Origin of the sequence: Paludisphaera soli, from assembly GCF_011064595.1 — a bacterium.
GTDB lineage: Bacteria > Planctomycetota > Planctomycetia > Isosphaerales > Isosphaeraceae > Paludisphaera > Paludisphaera soli.
Genome location: NZ_JAALJI010000001.1, coordinates 357,400 through 376,730 on the forward strand (window position 1 = coordinate 357,400; position 19,331 = coordinate 376,730).

Annotated in this window: 14 protein-coding genes; 9 read left to right on the top strand and 5 right to left on the bottom strand. The window is 71.3% G+C overall.

Annotated features, from left to right (window positions below):
* Positions 1–9 precede the first annotated feature (9 nt).
* From G6O68_RS01300 to G6O68_RS01315, 4 genes are all read left to right on the top strand, one after another.
* Positions 10–1,182 (top strand): cystathionine gamma-synthase, encoded by a 1,173-nt coding sequence (locus G6O68_RS01300; protein WP_165243971.1) that lies wholly within the window; start codon positions 10–12, stop codon positions 1,180–1,182.
* A gap of 14 nt (positions 1,183–1,196) precedes the next feature.
* Entirely contained in the window at positions 1,197–2,486 is a 1,290-nt protein-coding gene (locus tag G6O68_RS01305; RefSeq protein WP_165243973.1) for an ornithine cyclodeaminase, read from the top strand.
* A gap of 54 nt (positions 2,487–2,540) precedes the next feature.
* Positions 2,541–3,365: a dimethylarginine dimethylaminohydrolase family protein gene (locus G6O68_RS01310; protein WP_165244617.1), complete on the top strand. Its 825-nt coding sequence runs from the start codon at positions 2,541–2,543 to the stop codon at positions 3,363–3,365.
* 124 nt (positions 3,366–3,489) lie between these two features.
* Positions 3,490–6,360, top strand: coding sequence for a protein kinase domain-containing protein (locus G6O68_RS01315; RefSeq protein WP_165243975.1), 2,871 nt, complete (start codon positions 3,490–3,492; stop codon positions 6,358–6,360).
* A 583-nt stretch (positions 6,361–6,943) separates the two neighbouring features.
* On the opposite strand, the gene G6O68_RS01320 is transcribed toward G6O68_RS01315, so the two are convergent.
* The 5 genes from G6O68_RS01320 to G6O68_RS01340 all read right to left on the bottom strand — a co-directional run bounded on the left by G6O68_RS01320 (position 6,944) and on the right by G6O68_RS01340 (position 13,208).
* Positions 6,944–8,689, bottom strand: coding sequence for a hypothetical protein (locus tag G6O68_RS01320; RefSeq protein WP_165243977.1), 1,746 nt, complete (start codon positions 8,687–8,689; stop codon positions 6,944–6,946).
* A 111-nt stretch (positions 8,690–8,800) separates the two neighbouring features.
* A complete protein-coding gene (locus G6O68_RS01325; RefSeq protein WP_165243979.1) occupies positions 8,801–10,222 on the bottom strand; it encodes a sigma-54-dependent transcriptional regulator in 1,422 nt (473 codons plus the stop codon).
* On the bottom strand, positions 10,197–11,615 hold the full coding sequence (locus G6O68_RS01330; RefSeq protein WP_165243981.1) for a sensor histidine kinase: 1,419 nt from the start codon (positions 11,613–11,615) through the stop codon (positions 10,197–10,199). Before G6O68_RS01330 ends, G6O68_RS01325 begins: the two co-directional genes overlap by 26 nt.
* 37 nt (positions 11,616–11,652) lie before the next feature.
* Positions 11,653–11,901 carry a hypothetical protein gene (locus G6O68_RS01335; protein ID WP_165243983.1) on the bottom strand — a complete coding sequence of 83 codons (249 nt, stop codon included), beginning with the start codon at positions 11,899–11,901 and terminating at the stop codon, positions 11,653–11,655.
* Between the two features lie 185 nt (positions 11,902–12,086).
* Positions 12,087–13,208 (bottom strand): Gfo/Idh/MocA family protein, encoded by a 1,122-nt coding sequence (locus G6O68_RS01340; RefSeq protein ID WP_165243985.1) that lies wholly within the window; start codon positions 13,206–13,208, stop codon positions 12,087–12,089.
* Between the two features lie 122 nt (positions 13,209–13,330).
* Between G6O68_RS01340 and G6O68_RS01345 the strand changes: the two genes are divergently transcribed.
* The 5 genes from G6O68_RS01345 (at position 13,331) to G6O68_RS01365 (ending at position 19,250) form a co-directional block, all read left to right on the top strand.
* The gene (locus G6O68_RS01345) at positions 13,331–14,461 is read left to right on the top strand and encodes a Gfo/Idh/MocA family protein (protein WP_165243987.1); all 1,131 of its coding nucleotides are present in this window, start codon (positions 13,331–13,333) and stop codon (positions 14,459–14,461) included.
* 231 nt (positions 14,462–14,692) lie between these two features.
* Complete coding sequence (locus tag G6O68_RS01350; protein ID WP_240910933.1) at positions 14,693–15,445, top strand: ABC transporter ATP-binding protein; 753 nt, start codon at positions 14,693–14,695, stop codon at positions 15,443–15,445.
* Between the two features lie 114 nt (positions 15,446–15,559).
* On the top strand, positions 15,560–16,009 hold the full coding sequence (locus G6O68_RS01355) for a hypothetical protein (RefSeq protein WP_165243991.1): 450 nt from the start codon (positions 15,560–15,562) through the stop codon (positions 16,007–16,009).
* Positions 16,010–16,106: 97 nt separating this feature from the next.
* Positions 16,107–18,017 carry a type VI secretion system protein TssA gene (gene tssA, locus G6O68_RS01360; protein ID WP_165243993.1) on the top strand — a complete coding sequence of 637 codons (1,911 nt, stop codon included), beginning with the start codon at positions 16,107–16,109 and terminating at the stop codon, positions 18,015–18,017.
* Positions 18,018–18,275: 258 nt separating this feature from the next.
* Positions 18,276–19,250: a hypothetical protein gene (locus tag G6O68_RS01365; RefSeq protein WP_165243995.1), complete on the top strand. Its 975-nt coding sequence runs from the start codon at positions 18,276–18,278 to the stop codon at positions 19,248–19,250.
* The last annotated feature ends 81 nt before the right edge of the window (positions 19,251–19,331 follow it).

The window sequence follows — 19,331 nt, forward strand, 5'->3', positions numbered from 1 at the left end:
CCCCCGACCATGAGCCACGATCCGCCGAAGGAACCGCACGGCTTCGCCACGCGGGCCATCCACGCCGGCCAGGACGCCGACCCGACGACCGGGGCCACCGTCGTGCCGATCTACGCCACCTCCACCTTCACCCAGGAGGCCCCGGGCTCGCACAAGGGGTACGAATATTCCCGCAGCGGCAACCCGACCCGCGCGGCGTTGGAGACCTGCCTGGCCTCGCTGGAGGGGGCGGAGCGAGCCCTGGCGTTCGCCTCGGGCCTGGCGGCGTCGACGGCCGTCCTCTCGACGCTCCGGCCGGGGGACGAGCTCGTGGCCTCGGCCGACCTCTACGGCGGGACCTACCGGCTCCTGGAGCGGGTCTTCCGGCCGATGGGGGTCGTCGCCCGCTATACCGAGGCGTCCGACCCCGCGAGCTTCGAAGCCCTCACGACCCCGAAGACGAAGCTGGTCTGGATCGAGACCCCCACCAACCCACTGCTCCAGATCCTCGACGTCCGGGAGATCGCACGCGTGGCGCACGAAGCCGGCGCGGTGCTGGCCGTGGACAACACGTTCGCCTCGCCTTACGTCCAGCGGCCGATCGGCCTTGGCGCGGATCTCGTCGTCCACAGCACCACGAAGTACATCGGCGGCCATTCCGACGTGGTCGGCGGGGCCGTCATGGGCCCTCGGTCGCTCCTGGAACCCATCCAGTTCTACCAGAACGCCGCCGGCGGCGTCCCCGGCCCGTTCGACGCCTGGCTGACCCTCCGGGGCCTGAAGACGCTGGCCCTCCGCATGGAGCGGCACAACGCCAACGCCCTGGAGCTGGCGACCTGGCTGGAGTCGCGCGGGGAGATCGAGCGGGTCTACTACCCGGGCCTCGCCTCGCATCCGGGCCACGCGCTCGCGGGGCGGCAGATGGACGGATACGGCGGGATGATCAGCATCAGGCTCCGCGGGGGCGGGCCCGCCGCGACGCGATTCCTGAAGGCGACCCGTCTGTTCAGCCTGGCGGAGAGCCTGGGGGGGGTCGAGTCGCTGATCTCGCACCCCGCGACGATGACCCATGCCAGCATCCCCGTCGAGGTCCGCGCCGCGAGGGGCGTGGACGACGGCCTCGTCCGGCTGAGCGTCGGCGTTGAGGACGTGCGCGACCTGCGGGCCGACCTGGCCCAGGCGCTGGAACGGCTGTCCGAGTGACCGGAGGCGACGCGATGGCGAGCGAGGACGAGACGAAGACCAAGAAGCCCGAGGCCCGGGCGATCGCCGGGGCCGCCGACGAGATCGAGGTCCGGGGACACATCGTCGACTCGCTGTTGCTCCCGAAGATCCTCGACCGCATCCTCCAGATGGGGGGGACGTTCGAAATCCACGAGTGCCGGATCGGCGTCAAGCGGACCGACCCGAGCTACGCGCGGATCGGGATCCGGGCCGAGTCGCCCGAGCTGCTCGCCGAGATCCTCGGCGACCTCGTCGAGCACGGTGCGTCGCCCGTGAACCTGGAAGACGCCCGGGTCGCGGCGGCCGACGTGGCCTCGGCGTTCCCGGAGGATTTCTACAGCACGACGAACCAGCGGACCCAGGTGCGGTCGAAAGGGCTCTGGATCGACGTCGAGGATCAGGAGATGGACTGCGGCATCGCCCTCGACGTCGAGGCCGGCCGCGCCCGCTGCATCCCGATGGTCCACGTGACGCTCGGAACTCCGATCGTCGTCGGCCACGCGGGGGTGCGCGTGATCCCCGAGGAGCGTCCCCGCGAGACGTCGCTCTTCGGCTTCATGAACTCGAACGTGTCGAGCGAGAAGCCCAAGGCCGTGAGCCTCCAGAGCGTGGCCGACGGCATCCGGGCCACCCGCGCCGCGGGCAAGAAGGTCCTGCTCGTGGGGGGGCCGGCGATCGTCCACACGGGCTCCGCGCCTCATGTCGCCCGGCTGATCCGAGAGGGCTGGATCCAGACCCTCTTCGCCGGCAACGCGCTGGCGACCCACGACGTCGAGCAGTCCCTCTACGGCACCAGCCTGGGGGTCTCGATCGCCAAGGGCGAGAGCATCGAGCACGGGCACGAGCACCACCTGCGGGCGATCAACACGATCCGACGCCTGGGGAGCCTGAAGGCCGCCGTCGAGAAGGGGGTCGTGACCTCGGGCATCATGTACGAGTGCGTGAAGAACGGGACCGACTTCGTCCTCGCCGGCTCGATCCGCGACGACGGCCCGCTGCCGGACGTGATCACCGACGTCCTGGAGGCCCAGGACCGGATGCGGGCGGCCTCGCGCGAGGTTGGCTTCGCGCTCTGCATCGCCACGGCCCTGCACTCGATCGCCACGGGCAACCTGCTGCCGGCCTGGGTGAAGGTCGTCTGCGTGGACATCAACCCGGCCACAGTGACCAAGCTGGCCGATCGGGGCTCGTTCCAGACGATCGGGATCGTGACCGACGTCGAGCCCTTCCTGCGCTCGCTGGCCGTCGAGCTGACCGCCGACCGCGAGGCCGCCGGCCGCTGACCCGACCCTTCGACGAGGGCCCTCGCCGTGACCGACGCCGCGCCGCGGATCCTGATGTGCCCGCCCGACCACTTCGGGATCGAATACGAGATCAACCCCTGGATGAACGTCCGCCAGGGGGCCGACCCGGCGCGGGCCTCAGCCCAGTGGCTCGCGCTGGAGGCGACGCTCCTGGACCTGGGGGTCGAGGTCGACCGCCTGGCCCCCGCGCCGGGGCTGCCCGACCTGGTCTTCACGGCCAACGCCGGGCTGGTCCATCGTCGGACGTTCATCGTGTCGCGGTTCCGCTTCGGGGTCCGCCAGGGGGAGACGCCCCACTTCGAGGCCTGGGCGCGGGGGCGGGGTTTCGAGGTCGTCTCGCCGCCGGAGGGGATGAACTTCGAGGGGGCCGGCGACGCCCTGTTCTGCGGCGAGACCTTGTTCGCCGGCTACCGCTTCCGGAGCGACGTGCGCAGCCACCAGTGGGTCGGCGAGCGGCTCGGGGTCGAGGTCTTGCCGATGGAGCTGGTCGACCCGCGCTATTATCACCTGGACACCTGCTTCTGCCCGATCGCCCCCGACGCGGCCCTCTACTACCCCGGCGCGTTCGACGAGTACGGCCGGTCGGTCATCCGGGCCCGGATCCCGACCCTGATCGAGGTTCGGGCCGAGGAGGCCCAGAGCTTCAGTTGCAACGCGGTGGTCGTCGGCCGGACCGTGATGTTGAACCGGGGGGCGCCGAGACTCGCCGAGGACCTGGAGCGGCTGGGCTACGCGACTCGGCCGCTTGACCTCTCCGAATTCATCAAGTCGGGCGGGAGCGCCAAGTGCCTCACGCTGCGGATCGACGGCGAGGAGGCCGCGGCGTGGAAGGCCGGGGGGGCGGGCGGCTCCCCTTGACGGCCGTCGCGGCCGCCGCGACCATGGGAGGAGAGGCGACTCGCGCGGGCGGACCGCACGCCGTCCCCCTTTCGAGGGGCCGATCCCCGGGTTTCCCCCGCGCGCCAACCCATGAAGGTCCACGATGGCGGAGCGCGAGCCGACCCTGGAGAAGACCGGACAGTCCGAGGGGCGGGCCGCCTGCTCGAACTGCCATCGCGTCCTGATCTTCTCCGGCGAGGCCCCCAAGTTCTGCGGCTACTGCGGGGCCCCGCTCGACCCGGCCGACGTCTCCGACCCCGATCGCACGCGACCCTTCTCCTCGGCCGACGAGACCGCGGACTTCACCCCGGCCTCGGGCTCGCCCCGCCACCGCGACGACGAGCGATTCCCCGAACGGATCGCCGGCTACCGCCTGCTCCGCAAGCTGGGCTCGGGGGGCATGGGCACGGTCTTCGAGGCGGTCGAGGAGAGTCAGGGGCTGCGGGTCGCCCTCAAGCTGATCGCCCCGGCGAACCTCTCCTCGGACGAGGCCCTCCAGCGGTTCCGCCAGGAGGGCCGCACGGCCAGCGCCGTGACCCATCCGCGCTGCGTGTTCGTCCTGGCGGTCGACGAGGAAGAGGGGCGGCCCTACCTCGTCATGGAGCTGATGCCGGGGACGACCCTCCAGTCGCTCGTCGAGGATCGCGGGCCCCTGGAGCCGGCGGAGGCGATCCCGAAGGTTCTGGACGCGATCGAGGGCCTGGCCGAGTTCCACAAGCTGGGGATGATCCATCGCGACGTCAAGCCGTCGAACTGCTTCCTGGGGGACGACGGGCGGGTCAAGATCGGCGACTTCGGGCTCTCGAAGTCGCTCGAAGGGGGGGCCGAGCTGACGCGGACCGGGGCCTTCCTGGGGACGCCGCTCTACGCCTCGCCCGAGCAGATCAAGCGCGAGCCGCTGGACGAGCGGACGGACGTCTACTCGGTCGCGGCGACGCTCTACTACCTGCTCACCGGCCGCGCGCCGGTCCTCGCCAAGGACGCGGCCGAGGCCCTGGCTCGGATCGTCTCGGAGCCGGCGCCGCCCCCCCGCACGCACGCCCCGGGCCTCTCGCGATCGCTGGAGTCGGTGATCCTCAAGGGGCTGGATCGGGACCGCTCGCGGCGCTGGCGGAACCTCCGCGAGCTGCACGACGCCCTCCTGCCGTTCGTCCCCGAGCGGGTCGACATGGGCTCGATCGGCCTGCGGGTGGGGGCCCAGGCGCTCGACCTGGCGCTTTTCTACATGGCGGCCTGGGCGGCCTTCGCGGTCACGTTCCTGCAGCATCGCGGGCGGGTGCTGGAGACCCTGGCCTTCAACGAGCGGCACGGGCGGATGGTCGAGATCATCGGCGCGGGCGCCTGGATCCTCTACTTCACGCTGGCCGAGGGGCTTTTCGCGGCCTCCGTCGGCAAGTGGATCGTCGGCCTTCGGGTGGCCCGGGCGACCGATGGTGAGCCTCCCGGGCTCGGCCGGGCCTTCGTCCGCTCGCTGATCTTCGTCCTGCTGCTCGGGCTGGGGACCGAGGTCTACGACGCGGCCTTCCCGCCCGATCCCCATGCGACGGGCAAGCTTTATCACACGGCGTTCCTCGCCGGGCTGAACCTGGTCGGCCTGGCCGTCCTCGCGGCCCCGATGCGCCAGCGTTCGGGATTCCGAGGCGTGCACGAGTGGGCCAGCGGGACTCGGGTGATCCGGGTCGTGCGGGCCCGTCGTCGGCACTGGTTCCGGCGCGTCGTCCGGCGGCGGCCGGCCTCCGGGATGCGGCCTCGCGCCGCCGGGCCGGGCGAGGGCACGGTCGCGCAGGTCGGTCCCTACCGGATCGACGGGGACGTCTCCGCATGCGGGGGGTGCAAGGTCCTCTCGGGCCGCGACGCCACGCTCGACCGCCAGGTCTGGCTCGTGCTCCGCGACCCGGGCTCGGCCCCGCCAGGCGCGACCCGAAGGTCGCTCAACCGCCTGACCCGGCCGCGATGGATCGGCGGCGGCGACCAGCCCGACGCCCGCTGGGACGCCTTCACCGCCCCCGCCGGCCGCCGGCTGCGCGAGGCCGTCGAGTCGGGCCCGCTCGCCTGGGCCGAAGTGCTGCCGATCCTCACCGACCTGGCCGAGGAGTTGGAGGCGGCCCGCGGCGACGGCACCTTGCCCGACCGCGTCTCCGTCGATCACGTCTGGGTTCACGACGACGGCCGGGTCCAGCTCGTCGACCCCCTGGCCTGGGGCGACCAGGACGACCCTCCCCCGCCGACACCCTCGCCCGGGACCGATTCCCACGACCCCGAGGAGGTCCGGGCCTTCGCCTTCCTCCGCGACGTGGCGAAGCTCGCCATGGAAGGGGACCGGCCCCACCGCCGGCTCTCGCTGGCCGCCTGGTCCCGGCGCGATGGCGAGCCGAACGGGCGGATCCGTGGGGCCGTCCCCGAGCGCGCCGGCGTGCTGCTCGATCGCCTGACCGGCCACCGCTCCCCCTACCCCCGGCTGGCCAACCTCCGCGCCGACCTGGTCGCCGCCGCCGAGCGGCCAACCGAGGTCCGCGCGGGGAGGCGGGCCGTCCAGCTCCTGATCCAGTCCTTCCTGATGTCTCCGGGGCTCCTCTTCCTCCTGGTCCTCAGCAGCCCGGAGGTCCTGCCCGATCTGGTCCCCTGGGATTTGCAGTTGCTGACGGCGATCCCGCTGGCGTGGACCGCCTGGGCCATGATCCTGCGCGGGGGCGTGAGCTACCCGCTCGCGGGCCTGGCCCTGGTGGGCCGCGACGGACGCGCCGCCGGCCCGCTCGCCTGCGGCCTGCGGGCGTTCCTCGTCTGGGCGCCCCCGTCGCTGCTGTTCGTGGCCTCGCAATGGCTCCAGCATCGTTCCCCCGAATCGCTCATGACCGCCTGGACGCTCTGGCTCGCCGGCCTGCTGTTGCTGGTCGCGTATGTGGCCATGGCACTCCTCTTCCCCAGCCGAGGCCCTCACGACCACCTGGCCGGCACCGCCGTCGTCCCGATCTAGTCGGCCCGACATCGGCTTCGTTCGCGCCGGGTCGAAAACGAAGCCATCGAATGCAACATTCGATCGGGTAACGCTTTGCGGGCGTTTCTGCTCGTCGGCAATTGGCTTCGTTCGGCGCGTTTTTCCACGCTCCTCACTCAACACCCCCGCTTCGGGGTCGTCGAGGGACGTTGAACAGGGTGCCACGGCTTCGGAGAACCCGTGAATCGGCGTCGGGCCGCTCCCGAGCCGTGGCCGAGGTCCCCCGGCCAGTCCACGGGTTCTCCGAACCCGTGGCACCCTGAGTCTTTCCGCCACGACTTGGTGGTGCTGAGTGAAGAGTGTCAAAAGATTGGCTTCGTTCGCGCCGGACTGCGATCGAACCCGTCGGACCGAAAACCTTTCTGGTAATGGTCTTGCGATGAGGCTTCGGCCCCCGGAATTGGCTTCGTTCGGCGCGCTTTCTGGGCGACTCCGCGCGGGCCGAGTCTCTGTCCCATCACGCTTGCCGTGCGGACGAGAGACGCCGGCCGAGAGCTGCGCGTACCGTCCCCTACTGACACGATGCGCCACGACGCGGAAATGCGAACGCAGCGATGAAGACCTAGGGGACGGCCGGGGCCGTTGCGTCGCCGTAGGGGACGACCGGGATCGGCTCCATGCGGCCGATGCCCGGGAAGCCGGCCGCGCCGGGGGGGACGCCCATCTCGATAGAGTCGGCCGCGCGGGCGAAGGCCTCGTACTTGAAGCGGCGGAGGGTCGGGTCGAACGAGGCCGGCCCGGTGATCTCGTACGACATCATCCCCCAGAGGCAGAGGGTCCGCCAGGCGCCGGGGTCGAGCTTGAAGTGCTCCGCGCACTCGGCCGGATCGAGGACCGGCTCGGGGGCGTCGGCCGGCCAACCGAAGGCCCGGCGGGCGTGAAGGCCCCGGAGCACCGCCTGGGCCAGGGCGAGCTGGCCTCGGTACGAGGGGTGCATCGCGTCGTGGAAGAGGCGGTCGTCCAGCAGGCCGTCCGGGCTGACGGCGTGAAAGTACGCCTGGCCGTCCACGTAGATCGCGTCGTGGCGGCGCGCCGTGTCGCGATAGACCTCCTGGAAGGCCGTCGGGCAGCGCTGGGGGTAGCCGTCGAGGTCGCGGGCTGCGATGGCCTGCTCATACGCGCCGGCCGTGTCCCCCTGCTCCGCCAGCAGCCGGGCCAGCCGCCAGCGCGCCGCCGCGAAGCCGGGCGCCCGCTCCAGCAGGTCGCGATAGCCCTTCATGGCGGCCGACGGGTCGGATTCTTCGAGCCCCTTTGCGGCGAGATACGCCCGCTCCACGGCCTGCCGCTCGATCTCGGGGGTCTCCGGCGGGAGGTAGGAGCGGTTCGGGTCGTAACCCGAGTCGTTCCCCGGCGGGGCGATCAGGACGAGGATCGAGCCCAGCTTTTCGGCATAGGAGGCGATGGCCTCGAGACGGCGTCGGAAGTCGCCCAGCAGGAGGTCGTATTCCTCGGGCGTGTAGGCGGGGGAGTCGATGAGCGCCCGGTTCCCGTTCGACGGCGGCGGGATGGCAATCCGGCATTTCTCGATGTTGCGGGCGACGAGCTTGTGCACGAAGGACCAGGCCACGGCCTTCTCCGCCAGCGTCGACGCGAGGCTCGGCCTGTCGGCGTCGGCGTAGTAGGCCCGGTCGCGCGAGAGGGGGATGCGGGCGGAGAATTCGTTGTGCCCGCAATAGACGATCAGCACGTCCGGCCGGTGGCGGATCTCGGCCAGGTGCTGGTGCTGCCCCTCCAGGGTGTCGCCGGATCGTGCGAGGGTCTCGTGCTGGAACGCCCGGCCCGGTATCGCCCGTTCGAGGCCCCAGGACACCACGCTCCCGATCGACAGCCAGCGATCGAACGGCACGCCCGCCGCGCTCGATTCGCCGACGACGGCCACGGTCAGGCGATCGGACTTCTCGGGGAACTCGGTGGGCAGCTCCACCTCGTCGATCGGCTTCGGCAGCTTGCGGCCGACCTTCTCGTCATCCCTCGCCGAGGCGGACCCGCCGGCCGGGAGGGCCGACCGCCGCCCCTGTCGCGCCAGGATGATCGCGGAGGCCGCTTCGAGCCCGAGCGCCCCCAGCAGGATCGAGCCGGTCAGGAGGACGATCCGGAACGATCGCTCTCGACGGGGCGACCGCCCCCGCCGACTCAGCCCGTGCCAGGCCAGGGCCAGGCCCAGGACGGCACCGAACACGGCGACTGCGTAGAGCGCGTCGATCCCCTGGAGCACCCGCAGGCCGATCGCCCAGTAGACCCACTGGGGGGTGGTGTCGGCGATGTGGAAACCGCCGTAGATCCCCGCCAGGACCACGGGCGCGAGCACGGCCGCGAGGATCCCGAGCGATCGGAGAGACGGCATCGTCCGAGGAGGCGGGGTGGGGTCCGGGGAGGGCGAGGTCGGGTCCATCGGGGTCTCGGTGGGTGGGGCGAGGGTTCAGTCGAGCCCGTACTTGCGGAGCTTCTGGCGGAGCGTCGAGCGGTGGATGCCGATCCGCTGGGCGGCGACCGCCTTGTTGTTCGACTCGCGGCGGAGCACGGCCCGCAGCATTGGCGGCTCGACCTGCGCGAGGAAGCGGTCGTAGAGCGATTCGGCGTTCGGGTCTTCCGCGTCCTCCTCCGTCGTCCCGGCCGCCTCGTTCAGGGCCGCGTCGGTCCAGCGGGCGATCCGGGCGTCGAGGCCGTCGCCGCCGGGGCCGTCCTCGGCCGTCGAGAGGATCGGCGGCGGGAGGTGCTCGGGGAGGATCGGCCCGCCCCGCGCGACGATCGCCGCGCGTTCGATGGCGTTCCGAAGCTCGCGGACGTTCCCCGTCCAGGGCCTTCGCATCATCTCCGCCCGCGTGTCGTCCCGGAGCGCCACGTCGCCCCCCTGGCGCGGGTCGACTTCCTTCAGGAAGTGCCGAGCCAGCTCAGGGAGGTCTTCCAGGCGGTCGCGGAGCGGGGGGATGTGGATCGGGAAGACGCTGAGGCGGAAGAAGAGGTCCTCGCGGAAGTGGCCGTCGGCCATCAGCTTCGGCAGCGGGCGGTTCGTCGCGGCGAGGAATCGGACGTCGATCGGCCGGGGTCGGGCGTCGCCGACGGGTGTGACCTCGCGATGCTCGATCGCCCGCAAGAGCTTGACCTGCATCCCGAGCGGCACGTCGCCGATCTCATCGAGGAGGACGGTCCCGCCGGCGGCCAGTTCCAGCAGCCCCTTGCGATCCTGGCTGGCGCCGGTGAACGAGCCCCGCATGTGGCCGAACAGCTCGCCCTCGACGAGCCCCGGGCTGAGGGCGGCCGGGGTGATCGGCAGGAACGTGCGGGCGCGTCGCGGGCTGTTCTGGTGGATGGCGCGGGCCACCAGCTCCTTGCCCGTGCCGCTCTCGCCGGTGATGAGGACGGGGACGTCGGTCGCGGCGACGAGCGCGATCTGCTTGAACAAAGCCTGCATGGGCGGCGACGACCCGACCAACCTCGGGCCCGCGCCGGAGTCGGCCTTCGCGGGGCCGGCCCCGGCCGCGCCGGACTCCATGGCCCGGGTCACGACCGCCCCGGCCTGGTCGAGGTCGAACGGCTTGACCAGGTAGTCGAAGGCCCCGGCCTCCATGGCCCGGACCGCCGTGTCGAGGCTGCCGAAGGCCGTGATGATGATGATGGGCGCCCCGCCCAGGCGTTCGCGGAAGGCCCCCATCGCGGCCAGGCCGTCCATGCCCGGCAGGCGGACGTCGAGCACGACGGCGTCGAACGGGCCGCCGCGCGCGGCGTCGAGCCCCTCCTCGGCCGAGGAGGCTACGGCGACCTCGTGGCCCAGGTCGCCCAGGAATTCGCCGAAGGCCCAGCAGATGCTGGCCTCGTCATCCACGATCAGGACGCGACTCATGGGCGGGGCTCGTCTCCGTCTCGGCCTCGTCGCGAGGCAGGGTCAGGCGGAACCAGGTCCAGCCGTCGTTGCGACGCCAGCCCAGCGTTCCGCGATGGACCTCGGCCACCCGGCGGGCCAGGGCCAGGCCGAGGCCCACGCCCTCGGGCTTGCCGGTCACGAACGGGTCGAAGATCCCCGGGGCGAGATCCGGCGGTGGTCCGGGGCCGTCGTCGCCGACCTCGATCATGATCGGATCCTCGTCCGCAATCAACCGGAAGCAGACTCGGCCGCCCGGCCCGGCCGCCTCCAGCCCGTTCCAGGCGAGGTTGAGCACCGCGGCGCGGACGCTCGGCTCGTCGACGCTCGCGACCGCGGGCGCGTCGGGCGTCTCGACCTCCAGGGCCACCCGGGCGTGCCGGGTCGTGGCGTCCAGCAGGGAGGCCACGTCGCGCAGGAGGGCGGAGAGTTCGCAGGGCCGATGCGGACGCTGTTCGAGCCGGCCCAGGGTCAGGAGTCCTCTCACCTGTTCCTCGGCCAGCTCCAGTTGCCGGACGGCCACGGCCAGCGCCGAGTCCTCGCCCGCCCCGGTGCGCCGGGCGTGGAGCTGGACGCCGAGCCGAGCGCCGGTCAGCGTGTTGCGGAGCTGGTGGGCGAACCCGGCCGCGAGCTGCGCCAGGAGCTGCGTGCGCTCGGCCACGGCGATGGTGCGGCGCATGTCGCGGAGCTGCCGGCTCATCTGGTTGACGGATCGAATCAGGTCGCCGACCTCGTCCTGGTCCTCGCCCGGCTCGATCTCCTGGAAGTCGCCGTCGGCGATCCGCGCGACCTGCTCGCGCAGCCGATGCACGCGGCGACCGATCCGGTCCGCGAACCACCGCGTGGCCTGAGCGGTCAAGGCGATCGCGGCCAGCCCCAGCGCGACCGGCGCGGCGGCCACGTCCCAGAGGGCGGCGCGCCAGCTCGATTCGGGATAGAGGACCAAAAGCGACGCGCCGGGTCCGACGCTCGACGCCGGGGCCGGGATCCGCGCCGCGAAGTAGGTCCGACCCGCGACCGTCGTGGTGGGCCACTGCCGCCACGACCGCGAGTCCGCCGGCCGGACGCCGGGCGCAGCGCGCGGCCCGGGGGCCTCCGCGCCGAGCGTCTCGTCGCTGGCCGCGACCGCCCGCCCCGCCGCGTCCTGGACGACGAAGTGGGCCTCCGAGAGCCCGTGCATCCGCGTCAGCACCTGCGAGGTCAGCGGGAACGTCGAACGCTCCAGCACCTCGATCACCCCCGCCAGCCGCGCCGCGCTCTGCCGCTCGTCCCGCCAGGCCGCCAGCCCGACCGCCGCCGCCGTGATCGCCACGATCGTCGCCGACTGGATGGCGACGATGGGGATCAGGATCTGGCGACGTATGGGGCCGTTCATGGAGTGTCGGGTCTGTCCCCGGGGGCGTCGCGGTAGGTCATTCGGCCTCAGCCATCGCCACCAATTCTCGGCTGGCTGATTGGACGAGATGATCGGCCTGCGCGAAGTCGAGCTCGTACGCGACCGCTCGGCTATCCGAAGGCAGGATCTCAATCTTCAAACGGCGGTCCATGTCGTCGATGTAGAGGACGAACCACAGGAAGTCCCGGCCCACCCAGAATTCGGCGACTGGCAAGAAGCAACCGGGCTTGTTCGCCCAGAGTAGCCCCAACTCCGGATTCGCCATCACGTCAATCTCTCAAGAGTCCGTCGGCCCACTCGCCGACGTCAGGGGAACGACCAGAACTCCACAAACAACTGCCTGGCAGGTTTTCACCTCCACCCGGCCTTCGGCACGCTAGGTACTAAGGGGACGTACGCGAGTCCCAACGTCCTACCCCCCGCGAGGGGGAAGTCTTTTTGGTCAAAGCCTCACTCCGGCGCAGTAGGGGTGTCGACCCAGGCGCGGCGGCGGTGGGAGTCGAGGACGGCGTCGGCGACGATCTGGGCGTTGAGGCCGTCGCGGAAATCGGGGACGGCGGGGCGGCCCTCGACGATGGCGGAGATGAACTCCCACATCAGGTCGTAGCGGAAGACGGTGGCGGGGGCGCCTTCCGAGGGGTCTCGGGGGCTGCCGGCGGGCTTCAGGAACTCGTCCGGCACGGGGACGGGGGCGAGGTCCTGGCCGGTCTTGCCCAGGAGGATGACGTTGGGCTCGTGGAGCCTGTAGACGACGGAGCCCTCGGAGCCGTTGATCTCGGCCCATTCGTGGCCGAAGCCTTCGCGATGGTAGCCCTTCGCGAGTGTGGTCCCCTCCCAGACGCCGGTCGCGCCCGACTCGAACTCGCCGATCAGCGAGGACCAGTCGTCGACCTCGGACGGCTTGCAGGGCTGGCCGTCGGCGGTCCTGTCGCGGGGGGCGAAGCGGGCGACGGCGCCGCAGACGCGGGCGATCGGGCCCATCAGGTCGATGGCGAAGTCGATGCGGTGGATCGTCATGTCGAACAGGTCGCCGGCCCCGGCGCGGTCTTTGTACTGCCGCCATCCCCAGCTCGTCTCGGGCCAGTCGAGGAACCGCTGCGAGCGGAAGTGCCGCGGCTCGCCGATCGAGCCCGACCTCACCAGGCTGCGGAGGTAGCGCATGGCCGGGGCGAAGCGGTAGGTGAAGGCGGTCATGTGGACGACGCTCGCGTCGCGCGCGGCCTCGTACATGTCGCCGACCTCGGCCGCGTTGAGGCCCAGGGGCTTCTCGGCCATGACGTGCTTGCCGGCCTCGGCGGCGGCGACGGCGATCGGCCGGTGGGTGTCGTTGGGGGTCGCGATGATCACCGCGTCGATGGAGTCGTCGCGGCAGAGGGCCAGAGGGTCGGTCGTGGCGTTCTCGATCCCCCACTCGGCCTTCCGCTTCTCCAGGAGCGCGGGGTCGGCGTCGCAGATGGCCGCCAGCCGGGCCCGGGGGTCGAGCTGGAGGGCCGGCAGGTGGTGGTAGGCGGTGACGGCGCCGAGGCCGATGAAGCCGACGCGGACGGGGCGGGAGGCGGAGAACTCGGGCATGCTGGTCAATCCTCGCGGTACGCTTGCCTTCGACTTCGGGCCCCACTATCCTGCACCTTACTCCAGACGGAGTCCACTCTCGACAGGGTCGATCGGCGACGACAACCAGGGGATCTTCGACGATGGCGAGCGAAAAGCCCATCCGCGTGGCGATCATCGGCCTCGGCTTCGGGGCCGAGTTCATCCCGATCTATCAGAACTACCCCGGCGCGGAGATGGCCGCAGTCTGCCGTCGCGACCCGAAGGGGCTGGAAGAGGTCGGCGAGAAGTACGGCATCAAGGGCCGCTACACCGACTACCGCGACCTGCTGAAGGACCCGGAGATCGACGCGGTCCACATCAACTCGCCGATCCCCGACCACGCCTGGATGTCGATCGAGGCCCTGGAGGCCGGCAAGCACGTCGCCTGCACCGTGCCGATGGCGACGAGCATCGAGGACTGCAAGAAGGTCGTCGACGCCCAGCGGTCCAGCGGCAAGGTCTACATGATGATGGAGACCGTGGTCTACAGCCGCGAGTACCTGTTCGTCCAGGAGCTGTACCAGAAGGGCGAACTCGGCCGTCTCCAGTTCCTCCGCGGCAGCCACCAGCAGGACATGGACGGGTGGCCCGAGTACTGGCCCGGCCTGCCGCCGATGTGGTACGCCACCCACTGCGTCTCGCCGTGCCTGGCCCTCCTGGGCAAGCACGCCGAGAGCGTCGTCTGCCACGGCTCGGGCCGGATCCGCGAGGACCTGGTCGCCAAGTACAACAGCCCCTTCGCGGTCGAGAGCGCCACGTTCACGATCAAGGACAGCGACGTCGTCGCCGAGGTGACCCGCAGCCTCTTCGACACGGCCCGCCAGTACCGCGAGAGCTTCGACGCCACCGGCAGCCGCAAGTCGTTCGAGTGGCAGCAGGTCGAGGGCGAGGACCCGGTGATCCACACCAAGAGCACCGCCGAGAACCCGATCGCCGAGCCCGACATCCCGAAGCGCGTGAAGGTGCCCGACTACGCCCACCTGCTCCCCGAGGGCATCCGTCGCTTCACCCAGCCCGCCGCGATCCAGGACGCCGACCACCTGTCGTTCCTCCAGGGGGGCGGCCACGGCGGTTCGCACCCGCACCTCGTCCACGCCTTCCTCAGCGCCGTGAAGGGGGACCGCCCCGCCCTCCCCGACGCCGAGACCTCGGCGAACTGGACGATGGTCGGCCTCTGCGCCCACGAGTCGGCCATGAGCCGCGGCGACCGGATCGACATCCCCACGTTCTGACCGACCGATCCGCGAACCTCGACGCACGTCGAAGGCTCGATCCGGTATCCTTGAAGCCCGCGCGCCGGCCCTCCGGCGCGCGGGTTCGTTTTCCCGCCCCACCGCCGCGAGCGCCTTCCCATGGATCACGCCGGTTTGACTTCGCATTCCCTAGAAGCATCTCCCGAGACCTCGGCGATCCAGGCCCGAGGGGTTGGGGTCTATAGGGCCGGTCGCTGGATCCTGAAGGACGTGGATTGGACCGTCCCCGCCGGGGCCTGCGTCGCGGTGCTCGGGCCGAACGGCTGCGGCAAGAGCACGCTGACGCGGGTGGTCTCGGGCTACCTCTGGCCGACCGAGGGGACCGTCTCGGTGCTGGGCGAGGCCTTCGGCGAGGTGGACCTGCACGAGCTTCGCGAGGACCTGCGGCTGGTCCAGCCGACCGGGCTGGCCGAGCCCGACCCCGAGATGTCGGCGCTCGACATCGCGGCCACCGGCGCCTTCGGGACGGTCGGCCTCTATCGCGAGGCGACGCCCGAGATCCGCCGCGAGGCCGAGCGGCTGCTGGCGACCGTCGGCCTCCGCTCGGTGATGCAGACGCCGTATCAGAACCTGAGCAGCGGCGAACGCATCCGTTGCCTGATGGCCCGCGCGATGGTCCGCAAGCCCCGGCTGCTGCTGCTGGACGAGCCGACCTCGGGCCTGGACCTGCTGGCGCGCGAGCAGGTCCTCGCCACCATCCAGTCGCTCCACGACCAGGACGACCCGCCGACGGTCGTCCTGATCACCCACCACCTGGAGGAGCTTCCCCCCGCCGTCTCGCGGGTGCTGGTGCTGCAGGACGGCCGGGTCGCCGCCCAGGGGGAGCCGGGGGAGGTCCTGCGGTCGGACCTGCTCTCCGAGGTCTATCAGTGCCCGCTCGAAGTCGTCCGCTCGGAGGGCCGGTACTACTCGCGCGTGAGCCCCGGGGCCTGGGCGTCCTTGCTGGCGAGCGACGAGGGCTGACGTCGGGGACCGTCCCACGTCCGGGAAACGATGGGATATACTGGAAGCGACGCGTGTCTCACCGCGTCGAACCCCGACCAGAGTCCACCCCACTGAGCATCCCCGGAGTCGTCCATGTCTCACCCTCGTCGGACCCTCCGCCTCGCCTGCCTGGCCGTCGCGGCCCTGACGGCCGCCACGTCGGCCCGGGCGCAGGGCGTCTCGCCCGCGAAGTCCTCGCCCCAGGCCGTCTATGGCGCGCCCCAGGCGTCGGCCGTCCTCTATCAGGGGCGCCCCTTCACGCCCCAGCCGATCACTGTCACGCCGCTGCCGCCGCCGACCCCGATCGTCCCCGCGCCGGTGGTCGCCTCGCCGCAGGCTTCGGCCCAGGGGCCGGCCTCGTGCGCCTGCTATTACCCCCAGGGCTACTGCCCGTTCCCGCAGGGCAACTGCGCCTTTCCGCAAGGCTTCTGCCCGATGCCCCAGGGGAACTGCGTGGCTCCCGAGCCCTACTACGCCCCGGCCCCCTCGGGCCAGTCGTTGGCGAGCCCCGTCTACGCCGACCCGCAGGCGGGCGGCTTCTGAAGCCTCGGCCGTTTGCGTCCGACCCGGGCCGCGATACACTTCGGTGGACGTCGCCCGGGCGCGACGGCGCAGCCGGAATCGTCACCGGGGATCGACCATGAGCCTTCCCGCCGTGCTGGACATCGACGAGCTGGTCGCCCCGATCTCGGAGGCCGACCCCGTCGGCGAATACCTCCGCTGGGAGGACGAGTACGCGGAGCTGGAGGAGGCCCGACGCGCCGACGAGGACGCCGGCGGCGACGACGTCTGGTCGCGCGACAAGAAGACGTCGGACTGGCCGGCCATCCGCAAGCTCGGCTCGAAGCTCCTGGCCGAGAAGTCGAAGGACCTCCAGATCGCCGCCTGGGTCGCCGAGGCCCTCGCCCACCAGCACGGCCTGGTCGGCGTGCGCGACGGGCTGAAGCTCGTGCTGGCCATCCAGGACGCCTACTGGGACGCCGCCCACCCCGAGCGCGGCGACCTGGAGCTTCGCGAGGCGGTGTATGACTTCATCGACCACGACCGCCTGTTCCCGTTCCTGGTGCGGGGCGCGATCGTGACGTACGTCCCGGGCGCCCCGGATTACACGTATACGTTCCTCCGCTACGAGGAGTCGCGCAAGACCGAGATCCTGGCCAACGCGAAGTATGAGAGCGACGACCTGCGTGAGGCGGCGTTGGAAGGCCGCCTGACCGGCGATCGGTTCGACGAGGCCGTGCAGGCGACCTCGCGCGACTTCTACGTGCAGCTCCTGGAAACTTGCGAGGAGAGCCTCGCCGTCGTCGAGGCGATCAACCAGGGGATCGCCGACCGATGGACGGGCAAGAATCGGCCCCGCCTCAGCAAAGTCGAGGAGGCCCTGCTGGCGCTCCGCAAGTTCGCCCGTCAGGTGCTCGCCAGGAAGCCCGACGAGAGCCCCGCGGCCGACGCCGAGCCGGCACCCGAGCACGAGGAGTCGGACGGGGACGACGGCTGGGGCGCCTCGTCCGAGGCCGACGATTCGACCGGGTCGATCGACGGCTGGTCCACTCCGGCCGTCGAGACTGTCCGGCCCGCCCGCAAGCCGGCGCGGAGGCGGACGTCCGGCGAGCCGGCGACCGTCGAGGAGGCCCACGATCAGATCGCCGAGGCCGCCCATTTTCTGCGATCCCAGGACCCCTCCGACCCCACCCCCTACCTGGTGCTCCGCGGTCTGGCGCTCGGCGCCGTCTTCCGGCCCGAGGGGCTCGACCCGGCGAACCTGCCCGCCCCGTCGAGCGAGGTGCGCGAGAAACTCTTCCTGTCGTCTCGGGCCGAGGACGAGGAAAACTGGACGATCCTGCTCGCCGAGTCCGAACAGGCGATGGGCCGCCCCGAAGGCCGGGGCTGGCTCGACCTCCACTGGTACGCGGACCGGGCGCTCGAGGGCCTGGGATACGAAGACGCCGCCCGGGCCGGCCGAGCCTTCCTGAGAGCTGGACTGGACGAGCACCGCGACTGGACCGAGGCCCACCTGCGAGACGGCACTCCCTGCGCCTCCCGAGCCACGCTGGATTGGCTGCATGAGCGCGAGATCCTCGGCGGACCCGCCGAGAAGCCCGTGGACTTCGCCGGCTTCCACCGAACCGCCGAGCCCCCCCCCAGCGAGGACGAGGCCCCCGGCGAGGAACGGCCGAGCCGTCCTGTCGACGCCTGGGACCGCGCCCAGGAGCTGTTCCGCGAGGGGCGGGCGGCCGAGGCCCTCTCGGTCATGGCGAAGGCGGCCAGCCAGGCCTCCAGCGGTCGCGAGCGATTCCTGCGCTCGCTCCAGCAGGCGGAGCTGTGCATCGCGCTCGGGCGGGACGCCCTCGCCCTGCCGCTGCTCGAGAACCTGGCGCGGCGGATCGACGAGCAGAAGCTGGAGCAGTGGGAGGACTCGGGCCTCTGCGCCCGGGTCTTCTCCTCGCTCTATCGCTGCCTCCGGGGTCGCGACGAGGCCCGGGCCGCCACGGTCTACGATCGGCTCTGCCAGCTCGACCTCGCGATGGCCATCGAGATCGAAAACTCCTGATCCTGCGAATTTGAACGTGCCGCGGAAAATCCGGAAGAATTCCGAGGATTCCGAGAATCCGCATCTCTTGCCGGGCCGATAATACCGGCGTCGACGCGGCGTCCGGGCCTTCCGGCACCGTCGTCCCAATACGAGGCCCCGCGGCAGGGTCCGCCGCGGCCTCCGGACGAAGGAATCGGCCGGAGGCTCATGCCAAGCACGGGTCGGCGCCCAGGACATGGTGCGTCGGTAGCACGGATGCAAATAAAGGAGCCGGTCATGATGACCCCTCGGAACATTCTCGCCTGCCTCGTCGTCGGCTTGTCCGCCGGGTGCGCCGGCGTCTCGGTGGTCAAGGATCCCGGGGCGGACGACGGCGGCATCCGCTACTGGCGTCCCAAGCCGTACCTGCTGGTCACCCCGGCCGACGCCACGGGCCGGATGGTGAAGATCAAGCTGGAGTACCTGCCGGACTTCTCCGAGGAGTACTCGATCACCCCCAAGGGCAAGAAGCCGCCCCAGATCCAGCTCAAGGACGGCTGGAACCTGGTCGCGGTGGGGGGCCCCGCCCCGCCGCCGGAGCCGGCCGAGGCCGCCCCCGCCCCGCCCCCGCCCGGGGCCGACCCGATGAAGCTGCCGGAGTATGTGGTCGCCGCGACGAACGTCCCGATCGGCTATTACGAGTCGGTCTTCGACGTGAGGGGGAGTCGGAAGATCCTCAAGGGCTGGCGTTACATCGGCATGAGCCCGATCGGCGGCGGCGACTCGATCGGCGTCGATCCTCCCGCCCCCAACCAGCCCCCCGGCTGCCCGCCGCTCCAGCGCGGCTCGTCGATGCCCGGCCCGCTCTACGGCATGGTCTTCTTCAACGGCGTGATGACCTTCCGCACGCTCGACGAGATCGCCAACAACATGACGTGCCCGCAGTACGTCAAGATCATCCCCGACAAGCCCGAGCCGGTCGTCGTCCCGCCGCCGGAAACCCGGATGAAGCCCGACCAGCCCACGGACCCGGACACCCGCATCAAGGTCGACCCCGACCTGCCCGTCGACGAAATGAAGCTGGATGAAGCCACCCCGCCGGCGATCGTCCCGGAAGTGGTTGTGCCGCCGATCCCCTCCCCGGCCCCGCCCGAGAGCACGTCGCTGAACCTGACCCCCGCCCCCTCGGGCACCGAGGATCGGGCCGTGCAGCGGACCTCGATCAGCATCCCGCCCCCCAAGGCCTGGGCTTCGCTGACGGAAACCCGCTGACCACGCCTGTCGACGACATCGCCGCTCCTTGCAAGACGCCCCGGGTCCGCCCGGGGCGTCTTTCGCGCGCCGGAGTCGGTC

Coding starts and splice junctions, on each gene's coding strand:
- G6O68_RS01300 (WP_165243971.1), top strand. CDS start 10: ATGAGCCACGATCCGCCGAAGGAACCGCACGGCTTCGCCACGCGGGCC.
- G6O68_RS01305 (WP_165243973.1), top strand. CDS start 1,197: ATGGCGAGCGAGGACGAGACGAAGACCAAGAAGCCCGAGGCCCGGGCG.
- G6O68_RS01310 (WP_165244617.1), top strand. CDS start 2,541: ATGTGCCCGCCCGACCACTTCGGGATCGAATACGAGATCAACCCCTGG.
- G6O68_RS01315 (WP_165243975.1), top strand. CDS start 3,490: ATGGCGGAGCGCGAGCCGACCCTGGAGAAGACCGGACAGTCCGAGGGG.
- G6O68_RS01325 (WP_165243979.1), bottom strand. CDS start 10,222: ATGAGTCGCGTCCTGATCGTGGATGACGAGGCCAGCATCTGCTGGGCC.
- G6O68_RS01330 (WP_165243981.1), bottom strand. CDS start 11,615: ATGAACGGCCCCATACGTCGCCAGATCCTGATCCCCATCGTCGCCATC.
- G6O68_RS01335 (WP_165243983.1), bottom strand. CDS start 11,901: ATGGCGAATCCGGAGTTGGGGCTACTCTGGGCGAACAAGCCCGGTTGC.
- G6O68_RS01340 (WP_165243985.1), bottom strand. CDS start 13,208: ATGCCCGAGTTCTCCGCCTCCCGCCCCGTCCGCGTCGGCTTCATCGGC.
- G6O68_RS01345 (WP_165243987.1), top strand. CDS start 13,331: ATGGCGAGCGAAAAGCCCATCCGCGTGGCGATCATCGGCCTCGGCTTC.
- G6O68_RS01355 (WP_165243991.1), top strand. CDS start 15,560: ATGTCTCACCCTCGTCGGACCCTCCGCCTCGCCTGCCTGGCCGTCGCG.
- tssA (WP_165243993.1), top strand. CDS start 16,107: ATGAGCCTTCCCGCCGTGCTGGACATCGACGAGCTGGTCGCCCCGATC.
- G6O68_RS01365 (WP_165243995.1), top strand. CDS start 18,276: ATGATGACCCCTCGGAACATTCTCGCCTGCCTCGTCGTCGGCTTGTCC.